This window comes from Pseudomonas sp. AN-1 (genome assembly GCF_034057115.1).
Lineage (GTDB): Bacteria > Pseudomonadota > Gammaproteobacteria > Pseudomonadales > Pseudomonadaceae > Geopseudomonas.
The window spans coordinates 4293649-4315227 of the sequence record NZ_CP139195.1 but is presented as its reverse complement, the minus strand read 5'-3'; the positions used below and the strand labels follow the sequence as shown (position 1 = coordinate 4315227).

18 protein-coding genes are annotated in these 21579 nt (G+C 68.0%); 11 read left to right on the top strand and 7 right to left on the bottom strand.

The genetic code is table 11. The annotated features are described in order from the left end of the window. The first annotated feature begins 45 nt into the window (after nucleotides 1–45). The gene (gene trhA / locus SK095_RS20280; RefSeq protein WP_201485247.1) at nucleotides 46–663 is read left to right on the top strand and encodes a PAQR family membrane homeostasis protein TrhA; all 618 of its coding nucleotides are present in this window, start codon (nucleotides 46–48) and stop codon (nucleotides 661–663) included. A 142-nt stretch (nucleotides 664–805) separates the two neighbouring features. Then, a complete protein-coding gene (locus SK095_RS20275) occupies nucleotides 806–2872 on the top strand; it encodes an HD domain-containing protein (protein ID WP_320547304.1) in 2067 nt (688 codons plus the stop codon). A gap of 58 nt (nucleotides 2873–2930) precedes the next feature. Here the strand turns inward: SK095_RS20275 and SK095_RS20270 are convergent, their stop codons facing one another. The 3 genes from SK095_RS20270 to SK095_RS20260 form a co-directional block, all read right to left on the bottom strand. Beyond that, complete coding sequence (locus SK095_RS20270; RefSeq protein ID WP_320547303.1) at nucleotides 2931–3230, bottom strand: putative quinol monooxygenase; 300 nt, start codon at nucleotides 3228–3230, stop codon at nucleotides 2931–2933. Nucleotides 3231–3244: 14 nt separating this feature from the next. Next, nucleotides 3245–4345 (bottom strand): NADH:flavin oxidoreductase/NADH oxidase, encoded by a 1101-nt coding sequence (locus SK095_RS20265; protein WP_320547302.1) that lies wholly within the window; start codon nucleotides 4343–4345, stop codon nucleotides 3245–3247. A gap of 237 nt (nucleotides 4346–4582) precedes the next feature. Continuing rightward, a complete protein-coding gene (locus tag SK095_RS20260; protein WP_320547301.1) occupies nucleotides 4583–5263 on the bottom strand; it encodes a type 1 glutamine amidotransferase domain-containing protein in 681 nt (226 codons plus the stop codon). Between the two features lie 107 nt (nucleotides 5264–5370). Here SK095_RS20260 and SK095_RS20255 point away from each other — a divergent pair, with 107 nt between their 5' ends. The 9 genes from SK095_RS20255 to SK095_RS20215 all read left to right on the top strand — a co-directional run bounded on the left by SK095_RS20255 (nucleotide 5371) and on the right by SK095_RS20215 (nucleotide 15990). Continuing rightward, nucleotides 5371–6291: a LysR substrate-binding domain-containing protein gene (locus SK095_RS20255; RefSeq protein WP_320547300.1), complete on the top strand. Its 921-nt coding sequence runs from the start codon at nucleotides 5371–5373 to the stop codon at nucleotides 6289–6291. A gap of 401 nt (nucleotides 6292–6692) precedes the next feature. Continuing rightward, a complete protein-coding gene (gene purU, locus SK095_RS20250) occupies nucleotides 6693–7559 on the top strand; it encodes a formyltetrahydrofolate deformylase (RefSeq protein WP_320547299.1) in 867 nt (288 codons plus the stop codon). Further along, nucleotides 7556–8473: a bifunctional methylenetetrahydrofolate dehydrogenase/methenyltetrahydrofolate cyclohydrolase FolD gene (folD, locus tag SK095_RS20245; RefSeq protein ID WP_320547298.1), complete on the top strand. Its 918-nt coding sequence runs from the start codon at nucleotides 7556–7558 to the stop codon at nucleotides 8471–8473. Before purU ends, folD begins: the two co-directional genes overlap by 4 nt. Then, nucleotides 8455–9696 carry an FAD-dependent oxidoreductase gene (locus SK095_RS20240; protein WP_320547297.1) on the top strand — a complete coding sequence of 414 codons (1242 nt, stop codon included), beginning with the start codon at nucleotides 8455–8457 and terminating at the stop codon, nucleotides 9694–9696. The genes folD and SK095_RS20240 overlap by 19 nt, the downstream gene beginning before the upstream one ends. Nucleotides 9697–9706: 10 nt before the next feature. Next, nucleotides 9707–10015: a sarcosine oxidase subunit delta gene (locus SK095_RS20235; protein WP_136489306.1), complete on the top strand. Its 309-nt coding sequence runs from the start codon at nucleotides 9707–9709 to the stop codon at nucleotides 10013–10015. After that, entirely contained in the window at nucleotides 10012–12918 is a 2907-nt protein-coding gene (locus tag SK095_RS20230) for a 2Fe-2S iron-sulfur cluster-binding protein (RefSeq protein ID WP_320547296.1), read from the top strand. Before SK095_RS20235 ends, SK095_RS20230 begins: the two co-directional genes overlap by 4 nt. Before the next feature lie 2 nt (nucleotides 12919–12920). Next, entirely contained in the window at nucleotides 12921–13601 is a 681-nt protein-coding gene (locus tag SK095_RS20225) for a sarcosine oxidase subunit gamma (protein ID WP_320547295.1), read from the top strand. A gap of 100 nt (nucleotides 13602–13701) precedes the next feature. After that, on the top strand, nucleotides 13702–15087 hold the full coding sequence (locus tag SK095_RS20220; RefSeq protein ID WP_320546382.1) for an IS4 family transposase: 1386 nt from the start codon (nucleotides 13702–13704) through the stop codon (nucleotides 15085–15087). A 120-nt stretch (nucleotides 15088–15207) separates the two neighbouring features. After that, entirely contained in the window at nucleotides 15208–15990 is a 783-nt protein-coding gene (locus tag SK095_RS20215; RefSeq protein WP_136489303.1) for an IclR family transcriptional regulator, read from the top strand. A gap of 221 nt (nucleotides 15991–16211) precedes the next feature. Here SK095_RS20215 and SK095_RS20210 read toward each other — a convergent pair whose 3' ends face one another. From SK095_RS20210 to SK095_RS20195, 4 genes are all read right to left on the bottom strand, one after another. Further along, entirely contained in the window at nucleotides 16212–17528 is a 1317-nt protein-coding gene (locus SK095_RS20210) for a tetratricopeptide repeat protein (RefSeq protein WP_320547294.1), read from the bottom strand. Between the two features lie 151 nt (nucleotides 17529–17679). Next, nucleotides 17680–18366: a spermidine synthase gene (locus tag SK095_RS20205; RefSeq protein WP_136490276.1), complete on the bottom strand. Its 687-nt coding sequence runs from the start codon at nucleotides 18364–18366 to the stop codon at nucleotides 17680–17682. A 317-nt stretch (nucleotides 18367–18683) separates the two neighbouring features. Next, the gene (gene feaR / locus SK095_RS20200; protein WP_136490277.1) at nucleotides 18684–19598 is read right to left on the bottom strand and encodes a transcriptional regulator FeaR; all 915 of its coding nucleotides are present in this window, start codon (nucleotides 19596–19598) and stop codon (nucleotides 18684–18686) included. A gap of 409 nt (nucleotides 19599–20007) precedes the next feature. After that, on the bottom strand, nucleotides 20008–21495 hold the full coding sequence (locus SK095_RS20195; RefSeq protein ID WP_320547293.1) for an aldehyde dehydrogenase family protein: 1488 nt from the start codon (nucleotides 21493–21495) through the stop codon (nucleotides 20008–20010). Between the last annotated feature and the right edge of the window lie 84 nt (nucleotides 21496–21579).

The window sequence follows — 21579 nt, the reverse complement described above, 5'->3', positions numbered from 1 at the left end:
AACTGCGGAGCCCTCATGCAGGTCTGGATGCGTGAGGGAGGGACCATGTACCACGGTGAACGCTTCAATGCCTGGACCCATCTGGTCGGCGCGGTGCTGGCCAGCATCGGCGCGCTGTGCCTGCTGGTGCAGGCGCTGTGGGAGGGCGAACCGCTGAAGATCGGCAGCGTTGCGGTCTACGGCGGCAGCCTGGTGCTGCTATACGTCGTCTCCACCGTCTATCACAGCGTGCGCGGCCGGGCGAAGGCGGTGCTGCGCAAGCTCGATCACCTGTCCATCTACCTGCTGATCGCCGGCAGCTACACGCCGTTCTGCCTGCTCAGCCTCGGCGGCCCGCTGGGCTGGACGCTGCTCGGGCTGGTGTGGGGCATGGCGCTGGTCGGCATGCTGCAGGAACTCAGGCCGCGCTCCGAGGCGCGGGTGCTGTCGCTGGTGATCTACGCGCTGATGGGCTGGATTGCCGTGGTGGCGATCAAGCCGCTGGCCGCATCGCTCGGCCCTGCGGGCTTTGCCTGGCTGCTCGCCGGCGGCCTCTGCTACACGGTCGGCATCGTCTTCTTCGTGTTCGACGACCGCTTCCACCACTGGCACGGCATCTGGCACCTGTTCGTGATCGGCGGCAGCACCCTGCACTTCACCGCGGTGCAGCTCTACGTGGTGTGAGACCGAGTGGCACCGGCCGGGAATGCCGCCCGCGAGGGACCGCAAACCGCCGCTTGCCGCATCGCCGGACGGCTCGCCGCGACAGCCTGCGCGCTGTGCTAGCTTTCTGATTCGCCTCCCCCAAAACCACCACGGCGCGCCCATGACCACAGCTGCCAGCCTGTCCTGGAGTGAAAGCACGACCGCCAGGGATGCCGACCTCGCCGCCTGGCTCGACGCCACCGCCCGCGATCCGCTGGTGATGGCGCTGATGGCGACCGATGCCTTCCGCCGCCTGCACGACGTCGCCTTCCTCGGCGCGCTGGACTACAGCCACCGGCCGTTCCCGCCCGCCGCCCAGCGCAGCCGCGCCGCCCATTCCCTGCACGTCGCCGCGCTGGCCAGCTACGTCGCCAGCGCCCGCGGCTACGATGCCGACCTGCGCCGCCATCTGCTGATCGCCGCCCTGCTCCACGACATCGGCCACCCGCCGCTGTCGCACAGCGCCGAGCCGGTGCTGCGCGCATGCTGCGGCTACGGCCACCACGAGCTGGGGGCGCGGATCATCCGGGGCGAGGCCACCATTGGCCGCGAGCTGCACGCCCTGCTGCGCGGGGTGGCCGACCTGCCGTTCCTCCTCGACCTGCTGGGCGGCAGGGTCGCCGCCACGGCGGGCGGCGACCTGTTCGCCAGTGCGCTGAACGTCGACACCCTCGATGCCATCGCCCGTACCCTCGACTGCCTGGCGCCGGAGCTGCCGCCGCTGTGCCGGCTGGCCTGCACGCGCGCCGCGCTGCTCGACAGCCACCGCGATGCCGCGGCGCTGGCACTGCTCGACGAGTTCTGGGAGCGCAAGAACCTGGTCTACACCCAGTTCATCGGCCAGCCGCTGGGCATCCTCGCCGACCGCGCCTGCCGGCAGTTCTTCGCCGCCGCGCCGGCGCTCGCCGAGGAGGATTTCCTGGTCGGCGAGCGCTGCTGGCAGGAGCGCCATCCGGCGCTGTTCGCCGGCCTCGCCCGGCTCAGGCACGGGCAGCTGCCCGCCTGGCTGGACGACGGGCCGTTCGAGATCGAGTTCCGCGGCTACTTCGTCGACCACGAGCAGCCGCTCGCCAGCCGCTACCGCCAGGTGCGCGGCCGCCAGCAGGCGCAGGCCGGGGCGCTGCTGGCGAAGCTGTCGGCGGACGCGGCGCCGCCCGAGCAACGCGCCCCGGGCTATGGCGACTTTCTCGCCGGCTATCCGCATATCGCCCGCGCCCGCCGGCACAGCGGGGAGGTGCTGCGCCAGCTGCGCGCCGAGCTGCACGCGGCACTGGCCGGCAGCCCGCAGTGCGAGCGCCTGTGCGTGGTGGCCACCGGCTCCTACGGGCGCGACGAGGCCTGCGCGGAGTCCGACCTCGACTGGTTCATCCTGCTCGACGGTTGCAGCACAGTGGAGATAGTCGAGGAACAGGCGGAGATCAGGCAGGTGATCGAGCGCCACATCGCCCGTCCGACCGGCGACTCGGGCATGTTCGGCGGCGCGGCGACCCAGGACTTCCGCCAGCTGGTGGAGCACATCGGCGGCAGCCAGGACAGCAACCAGTCGCTGACCCGGCGCATGGCGCTGCTGCTGGAGGGGCGCAGCCTGTTCGGCGACGTGTCGTTCGCCCGCCTGCGCCGGCAGCTGATGGAGGCGTACATCTGCAAGGGCAGCCCGGACAAGTCGATCTCGCGCTTCCTGCTCAACGACGTGATCCGCTACTACCGGACCATCACCACCGACGTGCAGCACAAGGCCTGCGTGGACCAGAAGGCCTGGGGGCTGCGCAGCATCAAGCTGAAGTTCTCGCGCAAGCTCTTGTACTTCGCGGCGATCATCGCCATCGCCGAGACCGCCGGCGAGCCGGCCCGCGATGCGCGCATCGAGCGGCTGCTCGCCCTGCTCGAGCTGCCCGCGCTGGAGCGCCTGCACGCCATCGCCAGCGCCAGCGGGCCGCTGCAGAAGTCGTGCGCGGAGGTGGAGCGCAGGACGCGGGAGATCTTCGCCCTCTACGAGGGCTTCCTGCGCCAGCTCGCCGAACCGGCCAACCGCCAGGAGCTGGCCGCGCTGCGCGAGGACGACCGCGCGGAGTGCGAGCTGTACATGGAGCTGCGCGCCGGCAGCAAGACCTTCACCCGCACCCTGTTCGACTGGCTGCGGGTGAAGTACGCGGAGGAGCATCCCATCCATCACGCACTGGTGTTCTGACCCGGCCGGGCAGGCGCCGGATCAGCCGCCGCCCAGCCCGGCCATTGCCTGCCGCGCGTTACGCGCAGGCATCCAGCGCCTGCAGCACCTGCACGCTGGTCGGCGTCGCCAGCCAGTCGCCGGTGCGGCCACGGTAGGCCTGGTAGTGGGCGCTGGCGCGGTGAGCTTCCAGCGCGGCTTCGTCGCGGTAGGCCTCGACCAGCGAGAAACCGGCGCCGCCGCCTTGGTCGGCGAACAGGTCGTAGCGCAGGCAGCCCGGCTCGGCGCGGCTCGCCGCGACCATGCGGCGCAGCTCGGCTTCCACCTCGGCACGGTGCTCGGTTCTGGCCTGCACGCGGGCGATCACATAGACGGTCATCGCTTGCCCTCCCCTCACTCGGCGACCCGGTAGCGTTCCAGCCAGTGCGCATAGGGCGCCGGCAGCACCCAGGTCGGCCGCTCGACACCGAGCTGCTGGGCGGCCTTGAGCGGCCAGTGCGGGTTGGCCAGGTGGGCGCGGCCGACCATCACCAGGTCCATCTGCCCCTCGGCGACCACGCGCTCGGCGTTGGCCGGGCTGTCGATGCCCCAGGACGAGGCCACCGGCAGTTCCGCCTCGCGGCGCACGCGCTCGGCGATCGGCGCGAGGAAGGCCGGCCCCCACGGGATGCGGGCCTCGGGAATGGTGAAGCCGACGCTGACGTTGAGCAGGTCCAGGCCGCCGCGGCGGAAGCCCTTGGCCAGCTCGATGGACTCCTCGAGGGTCTGTTCGTCCTGGCCGTCGTACTCGATCACGCCGAAGCGCGCGGTCAGCGGCAGGTGCTCCGGCCACACCTCGCGCACCGCGGCGAGGGTTTCCAGCAGGAAGCGGCTGCGGTTGGCCAGGCTGCCGCCGTACTGGTCGTCGCGCTGGTTGGAGTGCGGCGAGAAGAAGCTCTGCGCCAGGTAGCCGTGGGCGAAGTGCAGCTCCAGCCACTCGAATCCGGCGTCGCGGGCGCGGCGCGCGGCGGCGACGAAGTCGGCCTGCACGCGGGCGATGTCGCCCTGGCTCATCGCCTGCGGCACCTTGGGCAGGTGGGCGCCGAAGGGGATCGCCGAGGGGGCGATGGTCTGCCAGCCGCGCTCGTCACCTTCGGCGATGTGGTCGTCGCCCTCCCACGGGCGGTTGGCGCTGGCCTTGCGCCCGGCGTGGGCGATCTGGATGCCCGGCACCGCACCGGCGGCCTTGATGGCGCGGGCGACCGGGGCGAAGGCTTCGGCCTGGGCGTCGTTCCACAACCCGGCGCAGGCCGGGGTGATGCGCCCCTCGGGGGCGACGGCGGTGGCCTCGACGATCACCAGCCCGGCGCCGCCGCGGGCGATGCTGGCGTAGTTGTGCAGGTGCCAGTCGTTGATCAGGCCGTCGGTGGCGCTGTACTGGCACATCGGCGGCACGGCGATGCGGTTGCGCAGGGTGACGTCTTTGAGCTGGAACGGGGAAAACAGTGCGGACATGCGGAAACGTCTCGTGAACCGGGATGAACGGGGGATGGAGCGGAGCGCCGGCCCGGTGGCGGGGCCGGCGCGAAGGGCTAGAACCTGCTCACGATCTCGCGAGCTAGAGCCAGGCAAGGCCTCGGCGGCGCCGCGAAATCGGTTGAGGAAGCGGAGTTTGCTGGCTGCAAATGAGCATTCCGAAACCGATTTCAACGCAGCATGGCCGACGCGCAGCAGATCGTGGGCAGGTTCGAGTCAGTGGCCGAGCAGCTTCAGCAATGCCTCGGCGCTGGCGTCCGAGGAGGCCGGGTTCTGCCCGGTGACCAGCAGGCCGTCGACGGCGACGTGGCTGTGCCAGTCGGCGGCCTTGCTGTAGTGGCCGCCATTGGCCTTGAGCATGTCCTCGACCAGGAAGGGCACCACGTCGGTGAGCTGCACGGCGTCCTCCTCGCTGTTGCTGAAGCCGGTGACCTGGCGGCCCCTGACCAGCGGCTGGCCGTCGGCGCCCCTGGCGTGGCGCAGCACCGCCGGGGCGTGGCAGACCGCGCCGACCGGCTTGCCGAGCGCCTGGAAGCGCTCGATCAGCGCCACCGAGCGGGCATCCTCGGCGAGATCCCACAGCGGGCCATGGCCGCCGGGATAGAACAGCGCGTCGAAGTCCTCGGCGCGTACCTGATCGAGGCTCAGGGTGCTGGCCAGTGCGGCACGCGCCGCGGCGTCCTCAGCGAAGCGGCGGGTGGCGGCGGTCTGTGCGCCGGGATCACTGCTCTTCGGGTCGATGGGCGGCTGGCCGCCCCTGGGCGAGGCCAGGACGATTTCGGCGCCGGCGTCCCTGAACACGTAGTAGGGCGCGGCGAATTCCTCCAGCCAGAAGCCGGTCTTGTGGCCGGTGTCGCCCAGCCGGTCGTGGGAGGTGAGCACCATCAGGATCTTCATCGAGGTCTCCAGTGCGGGCCATGGGGCCGGTGGATCGTGTGGTGGGCATCATAGGCCGCCGGCTAAGATTCGATAATTCGAAAGCTTCGATCTGAGGTATTCAACAAATGAATATCGCCAACAAGGACCTTAACCTGCTGCTGGCCTTCCATGTGCTCTACCAGGAGCGCAACGCCTCGCTGGCCGCGGCGCGCATGGCGCTCAGCCAGCCGGCGCTGAGCCACAAGCTGAACAAGCTGCGCCACGAGTTCGGCGACCCGCTGTTCGTGCGCGCGCCGCGCGGGCTGACGCCGACGCCGCGCGCCCATGAGCTGGCGCCGACCGTGCAGCGCCTGGTCGGCGAGCTGGAAGCCTTCTACGACCACTGCGCAGGCCGCGACTTCCTCGCCCGCGCCGAGCGCATCCACCTGTACACCACCGACTTCATCGAGCAGACCCTGCTGCCGCGCCTGCTGCCGCAGCTGCGCGCCCAGGCGCCCAACCTGGTGCTGATCACCCACAACACCCGCGGCCAGCTGCCGCGCGAGGAGCTGGAGAAGGGCACCTGCGACCTGGCCATCGCCGGCTTCTACGCCAACCTGCCGGACACCTTCCGCCAGCAGCGCCTGTTCGGCGAGGACTTCGTGGTGCTGGCCTCCAGGCACAACAGCCGGCTGGCCGGCGGCCTCGACCTGGCCGCCTTCGTCGCCTGCGAGCACCTGCTGACCACCCTGACCGGCGACCTGCACGGCGTGGTCGACCGCGCCCTGGAGGCGCGCGGCCTGAGTCGGCGGGTGGCGGCCGGGCTGTCCAGCTTCATCGCCCCCTCTCGGCTGATCCGCGGCACCGACCTGCTGCTCACCTGCCTGCGCCCCATCGCCGAGGAAGCCGCCGAGCGCGATCCCGACCTCGTCATCCACCCGCTGCCCATCGAGCTGCCGCGCGTCGAGCTGATGCAGATCTGGCACGAACGCACCGACGCCGACCGCCTGCGCCGCTGGCTGCGCCAGCAGATCCAGCAGGTGGCGGGGGAGTTGCAGCGGCGCTGATCCCGCTGCTCGCCCAGGGCCGGCGCATGAGGCCGACCAGGTAACCCCACGCACGACAGAACATCTGCCCTCCCCTGCCGGAGCGAATTCATTCGCTCCTTGCCGTTGCTGCTCCAGCCGTTGCTGCGCCTGCCCTGGCCGCGTCCCCTTCCCCGCCTCGTCTCCACCCGACTTTGCTTGCCCCGCGCACTCCTGGCAGGGCCGGCAGGCCTCTCGAATAAAATTCCCTTCAAGATAAAAAATTTCACAGCAGCTATGGACGGCCCCATCCACCTTCGCTTATAAAAACACCACAGAGAAAAATATATTCCCCACAGTCAAAAATATTCAGGAATGAAATCGGGCTTCACCGACGAACTTTTCGCCTTGCAACCGCTGCCTCCATACCCCGAGGACTCGACATGCAACACGCTCCGAACCAGTACGTGATCAAGATCAGCTGCCCGGCGACGTCCGGGATCGTCGCCGCGGTGACCACCTTCCTCGCCGACCACGGCTGCTACATCAGCGAGATGGCGCAGTTCGACGACGAGGTCAGCGGCACCTTCTTCATGCGTGCGGTGTTCCGCTTCAACGCCGGCCTCAAGGGCGATATCGCGGTGATCGAGCAGGGCTTCGTCGATGTCGCTGGCAAGTTCGCCATGAACTGGGAACTGCACGACACCAGCCAGCCGATGCGCGTGCTGCTGATGGTCAGCAAGTTCGACCACTGCCTGTCCGACCTGCTGTACCGCCACCAGAAGGGCGAGCTGCACATGCAGATCACCGCCGTGGTCTCCAACCACCTCGACCTGCGGCCGATGGCCGAGCGCGAGGGCATCCGCTTCATCTACCTGCCGGTGACCAGAGAGACCAAGGCCCAGCAGGAAGCCGAGCTGATGAAGATCGTCGACGAGACCAGGACCGAGTTGGTGGTGCTGGCGCGCTACATGCAGATCCTCTCCGACGATCTGTGCAAGCAACTATCGGGCCGCGCCATCAACATCCACCACTCGTTCCTGCCCGGCTTCAAGGGCGCCAAGCCCTACCACCAGGCCTTCGAGCGCGGCGTGAAGCTGATCGGCGCCACCGCCCACTACGTCACTGCCGACCTCGACGAGGGCCCGATCATCGAGCAGGAAGTGCAGCGCGTGGACCACAACTACGCACCGGACGACCTGGTCGCCGTCGGCCGCGACACCGAGACCGTGGCCCTGTCCAAGGCGGTCAAGTACCACCTGGAGCACCGCGTGTTCCTCAACCACGACAAGACGGTGATCTTCCGATGAGCACGCCCGGCCAACTGATCGACGGCAAGGCCGTCGCCGCCCAGGTCCTCGCCGAAGTGACCGCCGATGTCATCACCCTCAAGGCCCGGGGCATCGAGCCGGCGCTGGCGGTGGTGCTGGTCGGCGACGATCCGGCCAGCCACGTCTACGTGCGCAACAAGGTGCTGCGCGCCGGCGAGGCGGGCATCCGCTCGCTGGAATATCGCCTGCCGGCCTCGGCATCCGCCGCCGAAGTGCTGGCGCTGGTCGCCGAGCTGAATGCCGATGCCGGCGTGCACGGCATCCTGGTGCAGCTGCCGCTGCCCAGGCACATCGACGAGACCGCGGTGCTGCAGGCCATCGACCCGGCCAAGGACGTCGACGGCTTCCACAGCGAGAACGTCGGCGGCCTCAGCCAGGGCCGCGACGTACTCACCCCGTGCACCCCGGCCGGCTGCATGCGCCTGCTGCGCGACACCCTGGGCGATCTGTCCGGCAAGCACGCGGTGGTGATCGGCCGCTCCAACATCGTCGGCAAGCCGATGGCCGCCCTGCTGCTGGCCGCCGACTGCACGGTGACGGTGCTGCACTCGCGCAGCAGGAACCCGCAGGCGCTGTGCCGCAAGGCCGACATCGTGGTCGCCGCGGTCGGCCGGCCGCGGATGATCGACGCCGAGTGGATCAAGCCCGGCGCGGTGGTGATCGACGTCGGCATCAACCGCATCGAGGAAGACGGCAAGAGCCGGCTGGTCGGCGACGTCGACTTCGCCAAGGTGCAGCCGCTGACCGCGGCGATCACCCCGGTACCCGGTGGCGTCGGGCCGATGACCATCGCCCTGCTGATGCAGAACACCGTGACCGCGGCGCGCCAGCAACAACCCAAGCATGCGGCCCCTGCGGCCGGTGAGGAGGCCACATGCCGTTCAGCCTGCTGAAATACGGCCTGTCTTCGGACTACCCGGTGGATGTCGATCTGCCGGCGCCGAAGGAACTGAAGTCGTCCTACGACGTGGTGATCATCGGCGGTGGCGGCCACGGCCTGGCCACCGCCTACTACCTGGCCAAGTACCACGGCATCACCAACGTGGCGGTGCTGGAGAAGGCCTACCTGGGCGGCGGCAACACCGCGCGCAACACCGCGGTGATCCGCTCCAACTACCTCACCTCGGAAGGCGTGAAGTTCTACGCCGAGTCGGTGCGGCTGTTCAAGGAGCTGTCCAACGAGTTCGACTTCAACATCATGTACTCCGAGCGCGGCCAGCTGACCCTGGCGCACACCGATGCCACGGTGCGCGCCTTCCGCCAGCGCGCCGAGGTCAACAAGCACTTCGGCGGGCGTACCGAGATGATCGACCGCCAGCAGATCCGCGAGCTGGTGCCGACCCTCAACCTCGACCCCGGCCACCTGCCGGTGCTCGCCGGTCTGTGGCACATCGACGGCGCCACCGCGCGCCACGACGCGGTGGCCTGGGGCTACGCCAAGCAGGCGGCCAAGCGCGGCGTGGAGATCCACCAGCTCACCGAGGTGCAGGACTTCGTGGTCGAGCGCGGCAAGGTGGTGGCGGTGAAGACCAACCGCGGCACGGTGAAGTGCGGCTGCGCGGTGCAGGCCATCGCCGGGCACAGCTCGCTGCTGCTCAACAAGCTGGGCATCCGCGCGCCTATCCACAGCTACCCGCTGCAGGCGATGGTCACCCAGCCGTTCAAGCCGTTCCTCGACCCGCTGGTCAGCTCCTCGGCGCTGCACTGCTACGTGCAGCAGACCGGTCGCGGCGAGGTGGTGATCGGCGGCGGCTCCGACCCCTACCCGCTGTACAACACCCGCTCGACCCTGGACCTCAAGGAAGGCCTGCTGGCCCACGCCATCGAGATGTTCCCGTTCCTGGCCAACGCCAGGCTGATGCGCCAGTGGGCGGGGATCACCGACATGACCCCGGACTACAGCCCGATCATGGGCCGCTCGCCCATCGACAACTACTACCTCGACGCCGGCTGGGGCACCTGGGGCTTCAAGTCGACGCCGATCTGCGGCAAGACCATGGCCGAACTGGTGGCCAGCGGCGGCAGGACGCCGGAGCTGATCGCACCCTTCGCCCTGGAGCGTTTCTCGACCTTCCAGCAGGTCAACGAAATGGGCGCCACCGCCGCCAGCCACTGAGGAACCCGCGATGAAGATCATGCCCTGCCCCCTGAACGGTCCGCGCAACATCAGCGAATTCACCTACGGCGGCGAATTCAAGCAGATGCCCGACCCGGCCACCTGCAGCGACGCCGAGTGGGCCGACTACGTGTTCAACAGCGACAACCGCGCCGGCCTGGTGGTCGAGTGGTGGATGCACAACGCCTCCAGCTACTGGTTCCTCGCCGAACGCCACACCGTCACCGACGAGATCGTGCGCACCTTCGATCCCAAGGAAATCTTCACCAGCCGGGTCGACTTCGCCGCGCCCGCCAAGCCCCAGGAGGTCGTCGCATGACCGCTTACAGCCGCCTGCCCGCACCCATGGGCCTGCTGATCGACCGCGATCAGCCGCTTCGCTTCGACTTCGACGGCAAGCCGTACCAGGGCTTCGCGGGCGACAGCATCGCCAGCGCCCTGGCCGCCAACGGCCGCTGGCTGCTGTCGCGCTCGTTCAAGTACCACCGCCCGCGCGGCCCGCTGACCATGGCCGGCCAGGACGCCAACACCCTGGTGCAGCTGCCCAGCGAACCCAACGTGCTGGCCGACCTGCAGCCGCTGGCCGAGGGCCTGAGCGTGACCGGGCAGAACTTCGCCGGTTCGCTGGACAACGACCGCGACGCCCTGCTCGGCAAGTTCTCCAGGTTCATGCCGGTCGGCTTCTACTACCGCTCCTTCTACAAGCCCAAGGGCATCTGGAAGGTGTGGGAGCCGATCATCCGCAAGAAGGCCGGTCTCGGCGTGCTGGATCTGCAGTTCCAGCCCGAGTACCACGACAAGGCCTTCCTGTTCGTCGACGTCGCCGTGGTCGGCGCCGGCCCCGCCGGCCTCACCGCCGCGCTGCACGCCGCCAACGCCGGCGCCAAGGTGCTGCTGGTCGAACAGCAGAGCTACCTGGGCGGCGCCCTGGCCTGGGCACGCTTCGACATCGAGGGCCAGCGCGCCGGCGAGCTGCGCCGCGAGCTGGTCGACGCGGTGGAGAACCACCCGAACATCCGCATCCTCAAGGACGCCACCTGCAACGCCTGGTTCACCGACAACTTCCTGCCGGTGATCCAGGGCAACCGTCTGTACAAGGTGCGCGCGAAACAGTGCATCGTCGCCGCCGGCGCCTTCGACCAGCCGGTGGTGTTCCGCAACAACGACCTGCCGGGCGTGATGCTGGCCAGCGCCGCGCAGCGCCTGATCAAGCTGTACGCGGTCAAGCCGGGCCAGCGCGCAGTGGTACTGACCGGCAACGACGATGGTTATCTCGCCGCCCTCGACCTGCTGGATGCGGGCGCGGTGGTGGCCGCTCTGGTCGACATGCGCACCCAACCGGACGATGCCGCCCTCGCCGCCACGCTGAAAAAAGCCGGCGTCGCGCTGCACAGCGGCAGCACCGTGTACGAGGCGCTTCACGAGAAGGGAATGCGCCACGTCAGCGGCGTCGACGTGCGGCGCATCGTCGGCAAGGGCCAGGTGGCCGGCAAGGGCATGCAGCTCAACTGCGACCTCTTGTGCATGTCCGCCGGCTACATGCCGGTCTACCAGTTGCTCTGCCAGGCCGGCGGCAAGCTGAGCTACGACGACGCCCAGGCCGCCTTCACCCTCAGCGGCCTGCCGCAGAATCTGAGCGTGGCCGGCTCGGTCAACGGTCGTCACGCCCTCGACAACGTGCTGCGCGAAGCCGCCCAGGTGGCCAACGCCGCCTGCGCCAGCCTCGGCCTGCAGGCGGACGCGGCGCCGGCCAGCTTCGTCGCCGAGCCGCGGGTCAACTACGACTGGCCGATCTTCCCGCACCCGGACGGCAAGGACTTCGTCGACTTCGACGAGGACCTGCAGGTGCGCGACATCGTCAACGCCACCCGCCACGGCTATCGCGACGTGCAGCTGGTCAAGCGCTTCTCCACCGTCGGCATGGGCCCGTCGCAGGGTCGCCACTCGGCGCTGCCCACCGCGCGCCTGGTCGCCCAGGCCACCAACCGCAGCGTCAGCGAAACCGGGGTGACCACCGCACGCCCGCCGTTCGTCGCCGAGAAGCTGGCCCACGTCGCCGGCCGCGGCTTCGACCCGTACCGGCAGACCGCCATGCACCAGCGCCACGTCGAGCTGGGCGCGAAGATGATGCCGGCCGGCGTCTGGCAGCGCCCGGCCTACTACGGCAAGCCGGAGGAGCGCGAGGCGTGCATGCAGGCCGAAGCGCGCCACGTGCGCGAGAAGGTCGGCATCATCGACGTCTCCACCCTCGGCGGCCTCGACGTGCGCGGCCCGGACGCCGCCGAGCTGCTCAACCGCCTGTACACCTTCGCCTTCGCCAAGCAGCCGGTCGGCCGCTCGCGCTACGCGCTGATGACCAACGAGCACGGCGTGGTGATCGACGACGGCGTGTGCGCGCGCTTCGCCGACAACCATTTCTACGTCAGCGCCACCACCAGCGGCGTCGACCGCATCTACCAGCAGATGCTCAAGTGGAACGCGCAGTGGCGCCTCGACGTCGACATCACCAACGTCACCGCGGCGCTGGCCGCGGTCAATCTGGCCGGGCCGCGCGCGCGCAACGTGCTGCGCAAGCTGTGCCAGGACGTCGACCTCAGCGCCGAGGGCTTCCCCTACCTGGCCGTGCGCCAGGGCACGGTCGCCGGCATCCCGGCGCGCCTGCTGCGGGTCGGCTTCGTCGGCGAACTGGGCTACGAGATCCACGTACCGGCGCGCTACGGCGAGTACCTGTGGGACGCGCTGATGCAGGCCGGCGAGAAGGACGAGATCCGCCCGTTCGGCGTCGAGACCCAGCGTCTGCTGCGCCTGGAGAAGGGCCACGTGATCATCGGCCAGGACACCGACGGCATGACCCACCCGGCCGAGATCGACATGGGCTGGGCCATCGCGCGCAGCAAGCCGTTCTTCGTCGGCAAGCGCTCGGTGGAAATCCTCGAGGCGCAGCCGCTCAAGCGCAAGCTGGTCGGCTTCGTCCTGCCGGCGACCTCGACCAAGCCGCTGGAAGGCCACCTGGTCCTCAACGGGCCGGACATCAGCGGCAACGTGACCTCCTGCGAGTACAGCGCCACCCTCGGCCAGATCATCGGCCTGGCCTACTGCGCCTTCGAGCAGAGCGCGCCGGGCAGCCAGATCCCGATCCGCGTCGAGGGCGGCCAGGTGGTGCAGGCGACGGTGGTCAAGCTGCCGTTCTTCGATCCCGAAACCCAACGTCAGGAGCTGTGATCATGGCCTCTCTGCAAGCCCAGCAATGCATCGAACGCAGCCCGCTGTACCGCCAGCAGGCCGGTGCCACCCTCGGCCGCCTGGGCGACAGCGTGATAGTCGCCCACTACGGCGAGCATGACGAAAGCGCCCAGCTGCAACGCTGCGCGCTGCTCGACCTGACCAACCTGGCGCGCGTCGGCTTTCGCGGCGCCGCGGCCGCCGAGTACCTCACCGCGCGCGGCTATGCCCTGCCGGAGGCGCCCAACCGGGCGCTGACCCAGGCCGACGGCAGCCACGTGGCGCGCCTGTCGCAGACCGAGTACCTGCTGCTCGGCAGCCTGCGCGACGCCGGCGCGCGCATCGCCGCCGAGGAGGCCAACTGGCAGTTCGGCGCGACGGCCAACTACCTGCTGCCGCGCCAGGACAGCCACGCCTGGCTGCTGCTCACCGGCGCGCACATCGCCGAGGTGATGGCCAAGCTCTGCGGCGTCGACCTGAGCCCCGCGGCCTTCCCGGTCGGTGCGGTGGCGCAGACCTCGGCGGCGCGGATCAACGTCATCATCGTCAATCTGCCGGAAGGCGAGCTGCCGTGTTTCCACATCCTCTGCGACCGCGCCTCGGCGAACTACTTCTGGGACGCGCTGCTGGATGCCATGGACGAGTTCGGCGGCCAGCCGGCGGGGATCGACGCGCTGCTGTGAGGCGCCAAATCTGCCCCGCCTCTGATCGCTCCCACGCTCACGCGCTCGTCGTTATACACAAGTTCAGTCACCATCTTAGGTTTTCCGAGGGAGTACAGGGATGTCATCCGCGAGCTGGGCTGAGGAAGAGATGCGCACGGCAAACCTGGGCGATGAGCGATTGAATGCGCGTGTCGCCAAGCTGCTGGAGCAGTTGGGTGCAGATCCACGCAACAGCATTCCTACCGCTTGCCGGAGCTGGGCGGAGACGATGGCGGCCTACCGTTTCTTCGATAACGAGAAGGCCACTTTCGAAACAGTTTTGGCCCCCCATCGGGATGCCACCTTGCAGCGCATGGAGTGCTGCCCCGTGGTGCTGTTAGCCCAGGACACGACCGAGCTAGACAAGTGGGTGAATCTGGGCCCCAAGGGAGTGGGCACCATCAAGGAGAGGCAGAAGCATCCCCGCCGACTCCATCCGACCGTGGCATTCACACCGGAGCGGGTTTGTCTGGGCGTGGTGGCGGCCGAGTGGTGGCAGCGTGATGAGCCAAGCCCACGCAAGGAGCGGCGCGGAAAAGGAGTGGACGAGAAGGAAAGTCGACGCTGGATCGACAGCTACCAGAGCAGTTGTGCGCTACAGGGGCAGCTCCCGCAAAGCCAGGTCGTCAATCTCGCCGACGCCGAAGGTGATCTGTACGAGTGGTTCGTCGAGTATGAAGACGTCGCTGCGACGACACGGGCGCAATGGATTGTGCGCGCAGCACAGGATCGCCGCGTGCTGGGCGGTGCTGCCGACAAGCTGTGGGCCTCTGTGGCGGCGACGCCAAGCCTGGGGCAAGTCGAGGTTGAGGTACGGGCGCGCCCGAAACGTCCCGCCCGCCTGGCGCAGGTCACTCTGCGCTCTGCCAGTCTCACGCTGCAACCACCGTCCCGCGTCGGGCATCGCTTGCCTGAGGTCATGATCAATGCCGTCCTGGCTTGCGAGGAGCACCCGCCGGAGGGCGTCGAGCCGTTGGAGTGGTTGCTGCTGACAAGCCTGCCGGTGGAAGGCCTGGCCCAAGCCGTTACAGTCGTCGAATGGTATGCCGTGCGCTGGTGTATCGAGGTTTACTTCCACGTTCTGAAGAATGGTTGCCAGATCAATCGACTGCAGCTGGAGACCGAAGAGCGACTACTGCCCTGCATCGGGCTTTACCTGGTCGTGACATGGCGGGTGCTGTACAGCCTGATGTTGGGGCGAAGCTGTCCAGGTCTGAGCTGCGAGCTGGTGTTCGAGGCTCGGGAGTGGCGGGCCGCCTACATGGTGGCCAAGCGTTGCATGCCGCCACAGACTCCCCCCTCGCTGGGTGAGGTCGTGATGCTGATAGCCAGCCTGGGCGGCTATTTGGGGCGCAAGCACGATGGGCCACCCGGGCCCAAGGCAATGTGGACCGGGCTGCAGCGGTTGCGGGACTTTGTCATCGCTTTTGAGGCCCGCGACGCGCTCACCGGGACTTGTGTATAACGACGAGCGCTCACGCGTGGGAGCGCAACGCCCGGGACGCTCCGCGTCCCCGGACACCGGCGCCTGGGTTCCCACGCAGGAGCATGGGAACCATCAAATGCCCCCGCCCGGAGAACAACCATGACCATCGCCGAAGACCTCGACAGCGGCCGCGACACCGATTACATGGTCCCCGCCCTGCAGCGCGGCCTCTCCATCCTGCAGATGTTCAACGCCCAGCAGCGCACCCTCGGCACCAGCGAGATCGCCGAGCGCCTCGGCGTCAGCGTCTCGGCGATCTACCGCATCGTCCACACCCTCGAGGAGATGGGCTACCTGCGCAAGCTCGCCAAGAACACCTGGGAACTCGGCCCGCAGGTGGTGTCCGCCGGCTTCAGCTACCTGGCCAGCCGCGACCTGGTCGACCTGGCCCTGCCGCACCTCAACGCCCTGCGCGACCGCACCTCGCTGTCCTGCCACCTGAGCATCCGCGAGCACACCGACAGCCTGTACCTGTACCGCGCCTTCGCCGCCCAGCGCCTGTCGGTGAACATCCCCATCGGCACGCGCCTGCCCTGCCACTGCACCGCCATGGGCCGCATCCTGCTCACCGGCCTGACCCCGCCGGTACTCGACGCGCTGTACCTGCACGTGCGCCTCGACGACCACCCGCCGCCGGCCCCCAAGACCCTGCCCGAGCTGCAGGAACTGATCGCCGGCGACCGCCAGCGCGGCTGGGTGCTGCACCGCTCCGACTACTCCACCGCCATCGCCACCGGCATCCGCAACCACCTCGGCGAAGTGGTCGCCGCCATAAACCTCTCCGGCCCGGATGCGGTGATGGACAGCGCGGAATCGCAGGCGCGCTTTCGCGAGGCGCTGCTGCTGACGGCGGCACGGATTTCGGCGGAGCTGGGCGGTTGAGGCGTCAGAAGGCGGAGGATGCCGATCCGCGAATCGAGCCCCGGCAAGCCGGCCAGGCGACTGCGCCTCGCCCCAGCCGCCGCTGGCGCAAGGCACCCGGCATCAGCGCGCTGCACACTCCTGGCAATCGGCCAACGCCAGGCGCATGAGCCCGGCGTGGACCGCGGAGGCCGTCAGCCTCATGGCCATAGGAATGGTCGCGCCGGCTGCTCGCGACCGTATCAGCCCGCCGCGCGGCGCAGCAGCACCCGCGCGGCCGGGCTGCCCGGCTTGGCGTCGACGCGCTCGGCAGCCAGGCCGCGGGCCAGCGCCAGCTGGCCGTCACGCAGGGCGGCCTCGAGCAGCGTCAGGTCGATGAGGTCGCGCTGCGCGTGGCTGCCGCCGAAACGGTGGGCGATGCCGCGCAGCGGCCTCAGCAGTTCCACCGTGCGGGCCGGATGCCCCTCGACGAAGGCGAGCAGCGCCTGGCACAGCGGTGCGCCGACGTCTCGGGTGAACCGCGCGTTGTCGCCATCGCCCTGCATCGCCCGTTGCTGGGCGGCCTGCAGGGTCCGGATCGCCTCGCTGCGCCCGGCGCAGGCGAAGGCCATCATCGCGTGGGCGTCGTTGAAGGCGTAGTGGCCGCTGTCGGCGAAGGCCTGCCAGCGCTCCGCCACCCCCTGCCAGCGGGCGCCGACATCGGCGCCGAGCAGGTGCAGGCGCCAGAGCAGCGCCGAGGCGTCCACCAGGTCGAGCGCCAGCGGCGACTGGCTGGCGGCTATGGCGCTGTCGAACAGCTCCAGCACGCTGGCGGTATCGCCGAGGTCGAGATGGAACAGCGCCAGGTGCCACCAGTTGTGGATGGCGAAGAAGTTGTCCTCGGCCCACTGCCGCTGGCGGTCGCGCATCCAGGCGATGCCTTCGTGCTGGCGGCCCTGCATCTCCAGCACGTGGGTCACGGCGTGGTGCGCCCAGGCATCGCGCGGCTCCAGCAGCAGGGCGGCGTGGCCGCTGGCCGAGGCACGGGCGTAGGCACCGCACTCCTCCAGGCCGAAGGCGTGCATGCCAAGCAGCGCGTGGTAGCCCGGCATCGCCGGCGACCAGGCGGGAAAGGCGCGGGTGATGCGGTCGCGCAGCATGCGCGCATCGCCGACGTAGAAGTCGAGGACATGGCCGGCCAGCAGGCCGAGGCCGTCGAGGGGATGGTCGAGGGTCAGGTCCTCGAGGATGCGCCGCGCCGCATGCCAGTGCCCGTCGACCAGCCGGCCGATGGCGGCCAGATGCGCCTGCTCGCGCGGGTTGGCCGGCCACTGGCGCGCCTGCTCCAGGTCGTCGCGCGCCACCGGCAGCCCGAGTGGCTCGGTGCCCAGCAGATGGAGCCAGGCGTGCAGTACCCGGCCCATGACGAAATCGGGACGCTCGGCGATGGCGGCGTCGATCGTCGCCAGCGGATCGCCGCAGTAGCACTGGAACTGGTGCAGCGCCTGCTCGTAGTGCTGCACGCTGGATGGCTGCGCCCCGCTCAGCGGGTTGCCGAGGCTGTCTTTGCGGACATTCATCGTCACACCTCCGGGCCGTGCACGGCCCCGGTTCGCCTGGCGTCCGGATACCGCGGCCAGACGGCATGGCCGGTCGCAGGCCACGCCCCGGGAAGTAAAGTCGCGGATCGCCCGACACGAAAGCCGACAGGACCAGCGGCGCCGCGCCCGCTCAGCCCTGGCGCTTTTCCGCTATCCAGATGGTGTGGCGGGTGCCCTTGTTGCCGTGGGCGTAGACCTTGACCTCCTCGGCCTTGAAGCCGGCCTTGCCCAGGCGGGCGGAGAAGGCACGGTCGGCGCTGGCCGACCACACGGCAAGGATGCCGCGCGGACGCAGGGCGCGGGCGCAGGCGTTCAGGCCGTCGAGGGAATACAGCCAGTTGTTGGCCTGCTGGGTCAGCCCCTCGGGGCCGTTGTCGACGTCCAGCATGATCGCATCGAAGCCCTGCGGCTCGGCCTGCAGCACTCTGGCGACATCCTCGTTGACCACCCGGGCGCGCGGGTCGCGCAGCGGGTAGCCGGACTTCTCGCCCAGCGGGCCGCGGTTCCACTCGATCACCCCGGGCACCAGCTCGGCCACCACCACCTCGCCGTTGTCGCCCAGGTGCCTGAGCGCGGAGGCCAGGGTGAAGCCCATGCCCAGGCCGCCGATCAGCACCCGCGGGCTGGGCCGCGCGGCGACCTTCTTGCAGGGGATCTCGGCCAGGGCGTCTTCCGAGCCGTGCATGCGCGTGTTCATCAACTGGCCACCGTGGCCGCCCTGGATCTTGATCACGAAGTCGTCGCCGTGCTCGAACAGGCACAGGGCGCCGCCGTTGTCGGGAATCGCGGCGGTGTCGAGCAGGACAAAACGTTTCATGGGCAGCCTCGCAAGAGGGTCGATCGGCTCGACCCGAAGGGGGACAGGCAACGGCGGCGAGCACCATTGCCCAGGCCCGGCATTCTAGCGGTTATCCGCCGGGCGATACCGACTAGACGCGCCATGGCCACCGCCCGACAGCCCCTAATCCGCACTCAGAACGCGTAGAGCAGACGCAGGTTGACCCGGCTGTCCTCGCGGAAACCGTTGTCCACCGTCAGGTCGCGGCCGAAGGTGGCGGCCGGACCGGCTGGTTCGCCTCCGGCCGGCGGATTTAGGCGGCATGGCCAAAAACACCGGAGCCCATTCAGAAAAGCTCAGATATGACGCCGGCGATACTCTCCTGGAGTAATCCCGAAACGCCCCTTGAAAGCATTGATGAAGTGACTGACGTCCGAAAAGCCCCAAGCATAGGCATGAGACGAAATTTTCTGCCCATTACCCGCGCTACGAATGCTTTCCGCACAGAGATCCAGGCGGCGACTCCTGATATACGCCCCAACGCCCATACCCTTCCCGGCGAATATTCGATACAAGCCCCGAACGGAAACCCCCACCTCCCGTGCAAGCGACTCCGGGCACAGTGTCTCGGAGCGGATGTTCTGCTCGATATACCGAATGGCTTTCTGATACATCCGCTCATGCACATCGGTATCCAGCTCGGAGCTCCTTATGACCGGACGCAGCAGATTCACCAGTGCGCCCAGAGCAGCTTCGCTCTCCTTCTCGTCCATGCTCTCCTGGCGACTCGACTCAAGCACCAGGCGCGCAGCCAACACAGCTAGTGGAGAGTCCGCGGAGATGTGCAGGCCACCGAGAGCATCTGCGGGCCCCAGGCCCTGCTCGACACAATGCCTGGGAAGGACCAGGGAAAGCTGCCGGGAGTGGTCCCCATAGATAAAGCTGCTTGGCCGAGTGGAGTCGATCAGGATGATGTCTCCCGGCATGAGCGTGACGATTCTGCCGGCCTGCTGCATGCGGGCAGAGCCCTGCAACTGGAAACCCGCGTAATAGATATCGGTACCTCCGCGCATCACCTCATGCTCGCCGCGATACAACTGGGCTTGTGCGGCGTCGACAATGCTCAGGTTGAGCGCGCCGTTCCTGTGCGTACGCACGGCCCCCTGAAAACCCACTCCCAGGGGCTTTGCGGCAAAGCAGCCGCATGCCTGATTGATGCGACCGCACCACTCTTCAAAGCCGGCAATATTTGTTTTTCTTGTAGTGCCCATAAAAGACTCGCGAACCTTGTTTGCCTCCCCAGACAATGGCTCCCACTACGACCAGTCCCTGGTTGGCCGTGAGGACTGCCTGCCGGGTCGTCACACCGGGAAAACTTGCGCATCCTGACGGGGCATGCTCGCGGGCAGAATCTTCGTCCAAGTGCTAACCGCCGTCTGCAAGTCTGCATCGCTCCAGTAGCGGCATCACCCTTTCTGTCTGGCCAGCCACGTCCTGCCAAGGAGTCCCGGTCCTCGAGCGCATGTGCGTGAACAAGGCTCTCCAGAGAGCCCTGCGCACCACACCGCCCAACAGAAGCTAGACCAATCACATGAAATGTCAAGCTTTTAGCCTTCCCCCCCCCAGGGCGCCACTCATGCAGGAGCGCTACAGCTCAAGCCGGAACGCCGTGAGCAATCATCAATACCTCAATATCACGGACTTCAGCTCGGTATAGTCATCAATGAACGCCCCGCCGAACTCACGACCGATTCCAGAACCCTTGACCCCACCGAAGGGAACCGCCGGATCCAGGAAGGTGTGCATGTTGATCCAGACCGTACCCGCCTCGATTCGCGGAACCATCCGGAAGGCCTTGGACAGGTTATTGGTCCAGATGCTTGCCGTCAGGCCAAACGGGCTGTCATTCATCAAGTCCACGAGCTCTTCATCATCATCAAACGGCAGGAAACAGGTCACCGGCCCGAATGTCTCCTCATGCAGCAGTCTGTCGTCACGATTCCCGGCCAGAACAATCGTCGGCTCGACAAAGTAGCCGGGGCGCTCGATTGCCCTCCCACCGCAAATCACGCTGCTTTCAGCGTGCGCACAGTTGAAGAACCCCAGGACCTTTTCATAATGCGCCCGGTTGGCCAGCGGACCGAAATTGACGCTCTCATCGAGCGGCGAGCCGATCTTCATCTGCTGAAGACCTTTCGCCATCTTGTCGATCACTTCGTCGATACGCGACCGGTGCACGAAGATTCTTTCCGGGGACGCACAGATCTGCCCCTGATGGGTATAGGCACCAAGGATCAACCCGGCAACAGCCAGATCCGCATCCACGTCCTGCAGCAGGCCAGCGGGATTCTTCCCGCCCAACTCCAGGGTGACGCGCTTGAGGTTCGCATCCATGGCGCTTTTTCCAACCGCCTTTCCCGTGGCCACTGAGCCCGTCAGAGAGACCTTCGAAATCCCGGCATGTGCCGTCAGACGCTGTCCGACGGCGCCATCGCCAGTCAGCACATTGATGACACCCGCCGGTATCCCCGCCTCGATTGCCAGCTCGGCAATTCTCAGCAGCGTCAGCGGCGTATATTCGCTGGGCTTGAGCACCACGGTGCAGCCGGTGACCAGGGCCGAGGCAATCTTCCAGATGCCGATCATCACCGCGAAATTCCAAGGCACGATCCCGGCCACGACGCCGACCGGCTCGCGCAGGGTGAAGGCGCTATAGCGCTCGCCGGCCATGGACGGGAACGACGGGCTGATCGTTTCGCCATTGATCTTGCTCGCCCATCCGGCGTAATAGCGCAGGAAGGCCGCGCTCTGCCCTACCTCGATCGCTCGCGAGACATGGATCGACTTGCCCGAGCACAGGCTCTCGAGCTGGGCCAGCTCCTCTCCATGCGCCTCCAGCAAATCGGCGAGCCTGCTCAGGAGATAGCCTTTCTGGCTGGGAGGGGTATCCGCCCAGACGCCGTGGAATGCCTTTCGGGCACTTGCCACGGCCGCATCGACGTCCTCTGCCGAAGCAGAGTGGACCGAAGCCATGGTCTGCCCGGTTGACGGATCGATTACCGGAAGGCAAGCAGCAGCCGCCGAAAACTGCGTCTGTCCATCGATGAAACTGCCGTGGCCTTTGGCGATGAATGCCTTGACCACAGGCAAGAGAGTGACCTGACTCATAAATAAACTCGCATTTTCCCTACAACCAGATTCAACTCACCCTCGAGCCCGCCGAAGGTTCCTGTCAGCCCCGCAGAGGCCGAC

Excerpts from the sequence above, each read along its gene's own strand:
- trhA (WP_201485247.1), top strand. The coding sequence starts at position 46 with ATGTACCACGGTGAACGCTTCAATGCCTGGACCCATCTGGTCGGCGCG.
- SK095_RS20275 (WP_320547304.1), top strand. The coding sequence starts at position 806 with ATGACCACAGCTGCCAGCCTGTCCTGGAGTGAAAGCACGACCGCCAGG.
- SK095_RS20270 (WP_320547303.1), bottom strand. The coding sequence starts at position 3,230 with ATGACCGTCTATGTGATCGCCCGCGTGCAGGCCAGAACCGAGCACCGT.
- SK095_RS20265 (WP_320547302.1), bottom strand. The coding sequence starts at position 4,345 with ATGTCCGCACTGTTTTCCCCGTTCCAGCTCAAAGACGTCACCCTGCGC.
- SK095_RS20260 (WP_320547301.1), bottom strand. The coding sequence starts at position 5,263 with ATGAAGATCCTGATGGTGCTCACCTCCCACGACCGGCTGGGCGACACC.
- SK095_RS20255 (WP_320547300.1), top strand. The coding sequence starts at position 5,371 with ATGAATATCGCCAACAAGGACCTTAACCTGCTGCTGGCCTTCCATGTG.
- purU (WP_320547299.1), top strand. The coding sequence starts at position 6,693 with ATGCAACACGCTCCGAACCAGTACGTGATCAAGATCAGCTGCCCGGCG.
- folD (WP_320547298.1), top strand. The coding sequence starts at position 7,556 with ATGAGCACGCCCGGCCAACTGATCGACGGCAAGGCCGTCGCCGCCCAG.
- SK095_RS20240 (WP_320547297.1), top strand. The coding sequence starts at position 8,455 with ATGCCGTTCAGCCTGCTGAAATACGGCCTGTCTTCGGACTACCCGGTG.
- SK095_RS20235 (WP_136489306.1), top strand. The coding sequence starts at position 9,707 with ATGAAGATCATGCCCTGCCCCCTGAACGGTCCGCGCAACATCAGCGAA.
- SK095_RS20230 (WP_320547296.1), top strand. The coding sequence starts at position 10,012 with ATGACCGCTTACAGCCGCCTGCCCGCACCCATGGGCCTGCTGATCGAC.
- SK095_RS20225 (WP_320547295.1), top strand. The coding sequence starts at position 12,921 with ATGGCCTCTCTGCAAGCCCAGCAATGCATCGAACGCAGCCCGCTGTAC.
- SK095_RS20220 (WP_320546382.1), top strand. The coding sequence starts at position 13,702 with ATGTCATCCGCGAGCTGGGCTGAGGAAGAGATGCGCACGGCAAACCTG.
- SK095_RS20215 (WP_136489303.1), top strand. The coding sequence starts at position 15,208 with ATGACCATCGCCGAAGACCTCGACAGCGGCCGCGACACCGATTACATG.
- SK095_RS20210 (WP_320547294.1), bottom strand. The coding sequence starts at position 17,528 with ATGAATGTCCGCAAAGACAGCCTCGGCAACCCGCTGAGCGGGGCGCAG.
- SK095_RS20205 (WP_136490276.1), bottom strand. The coding sequence starts at position 18,366 with ATGAAACGTTTTGTCCTGCTCGACACCGCCGCGATTCCCGACAACGGC.
- feaR (WP_136490277.1), bottom strand. The coding sequence starts at position 19,598 with ATGGGCACTACAAGAAAAACAAATATTGCCGGCTTTGAAGAGTGGTGC.
- SK095_RS20195 (WP_320547293.1), bottom strand. The coding sequence starts at position 21,495 with ATGAGTCAGGTCACTCTCTTGCCTGTGGTCAAGGCATTCATCGCCAAA.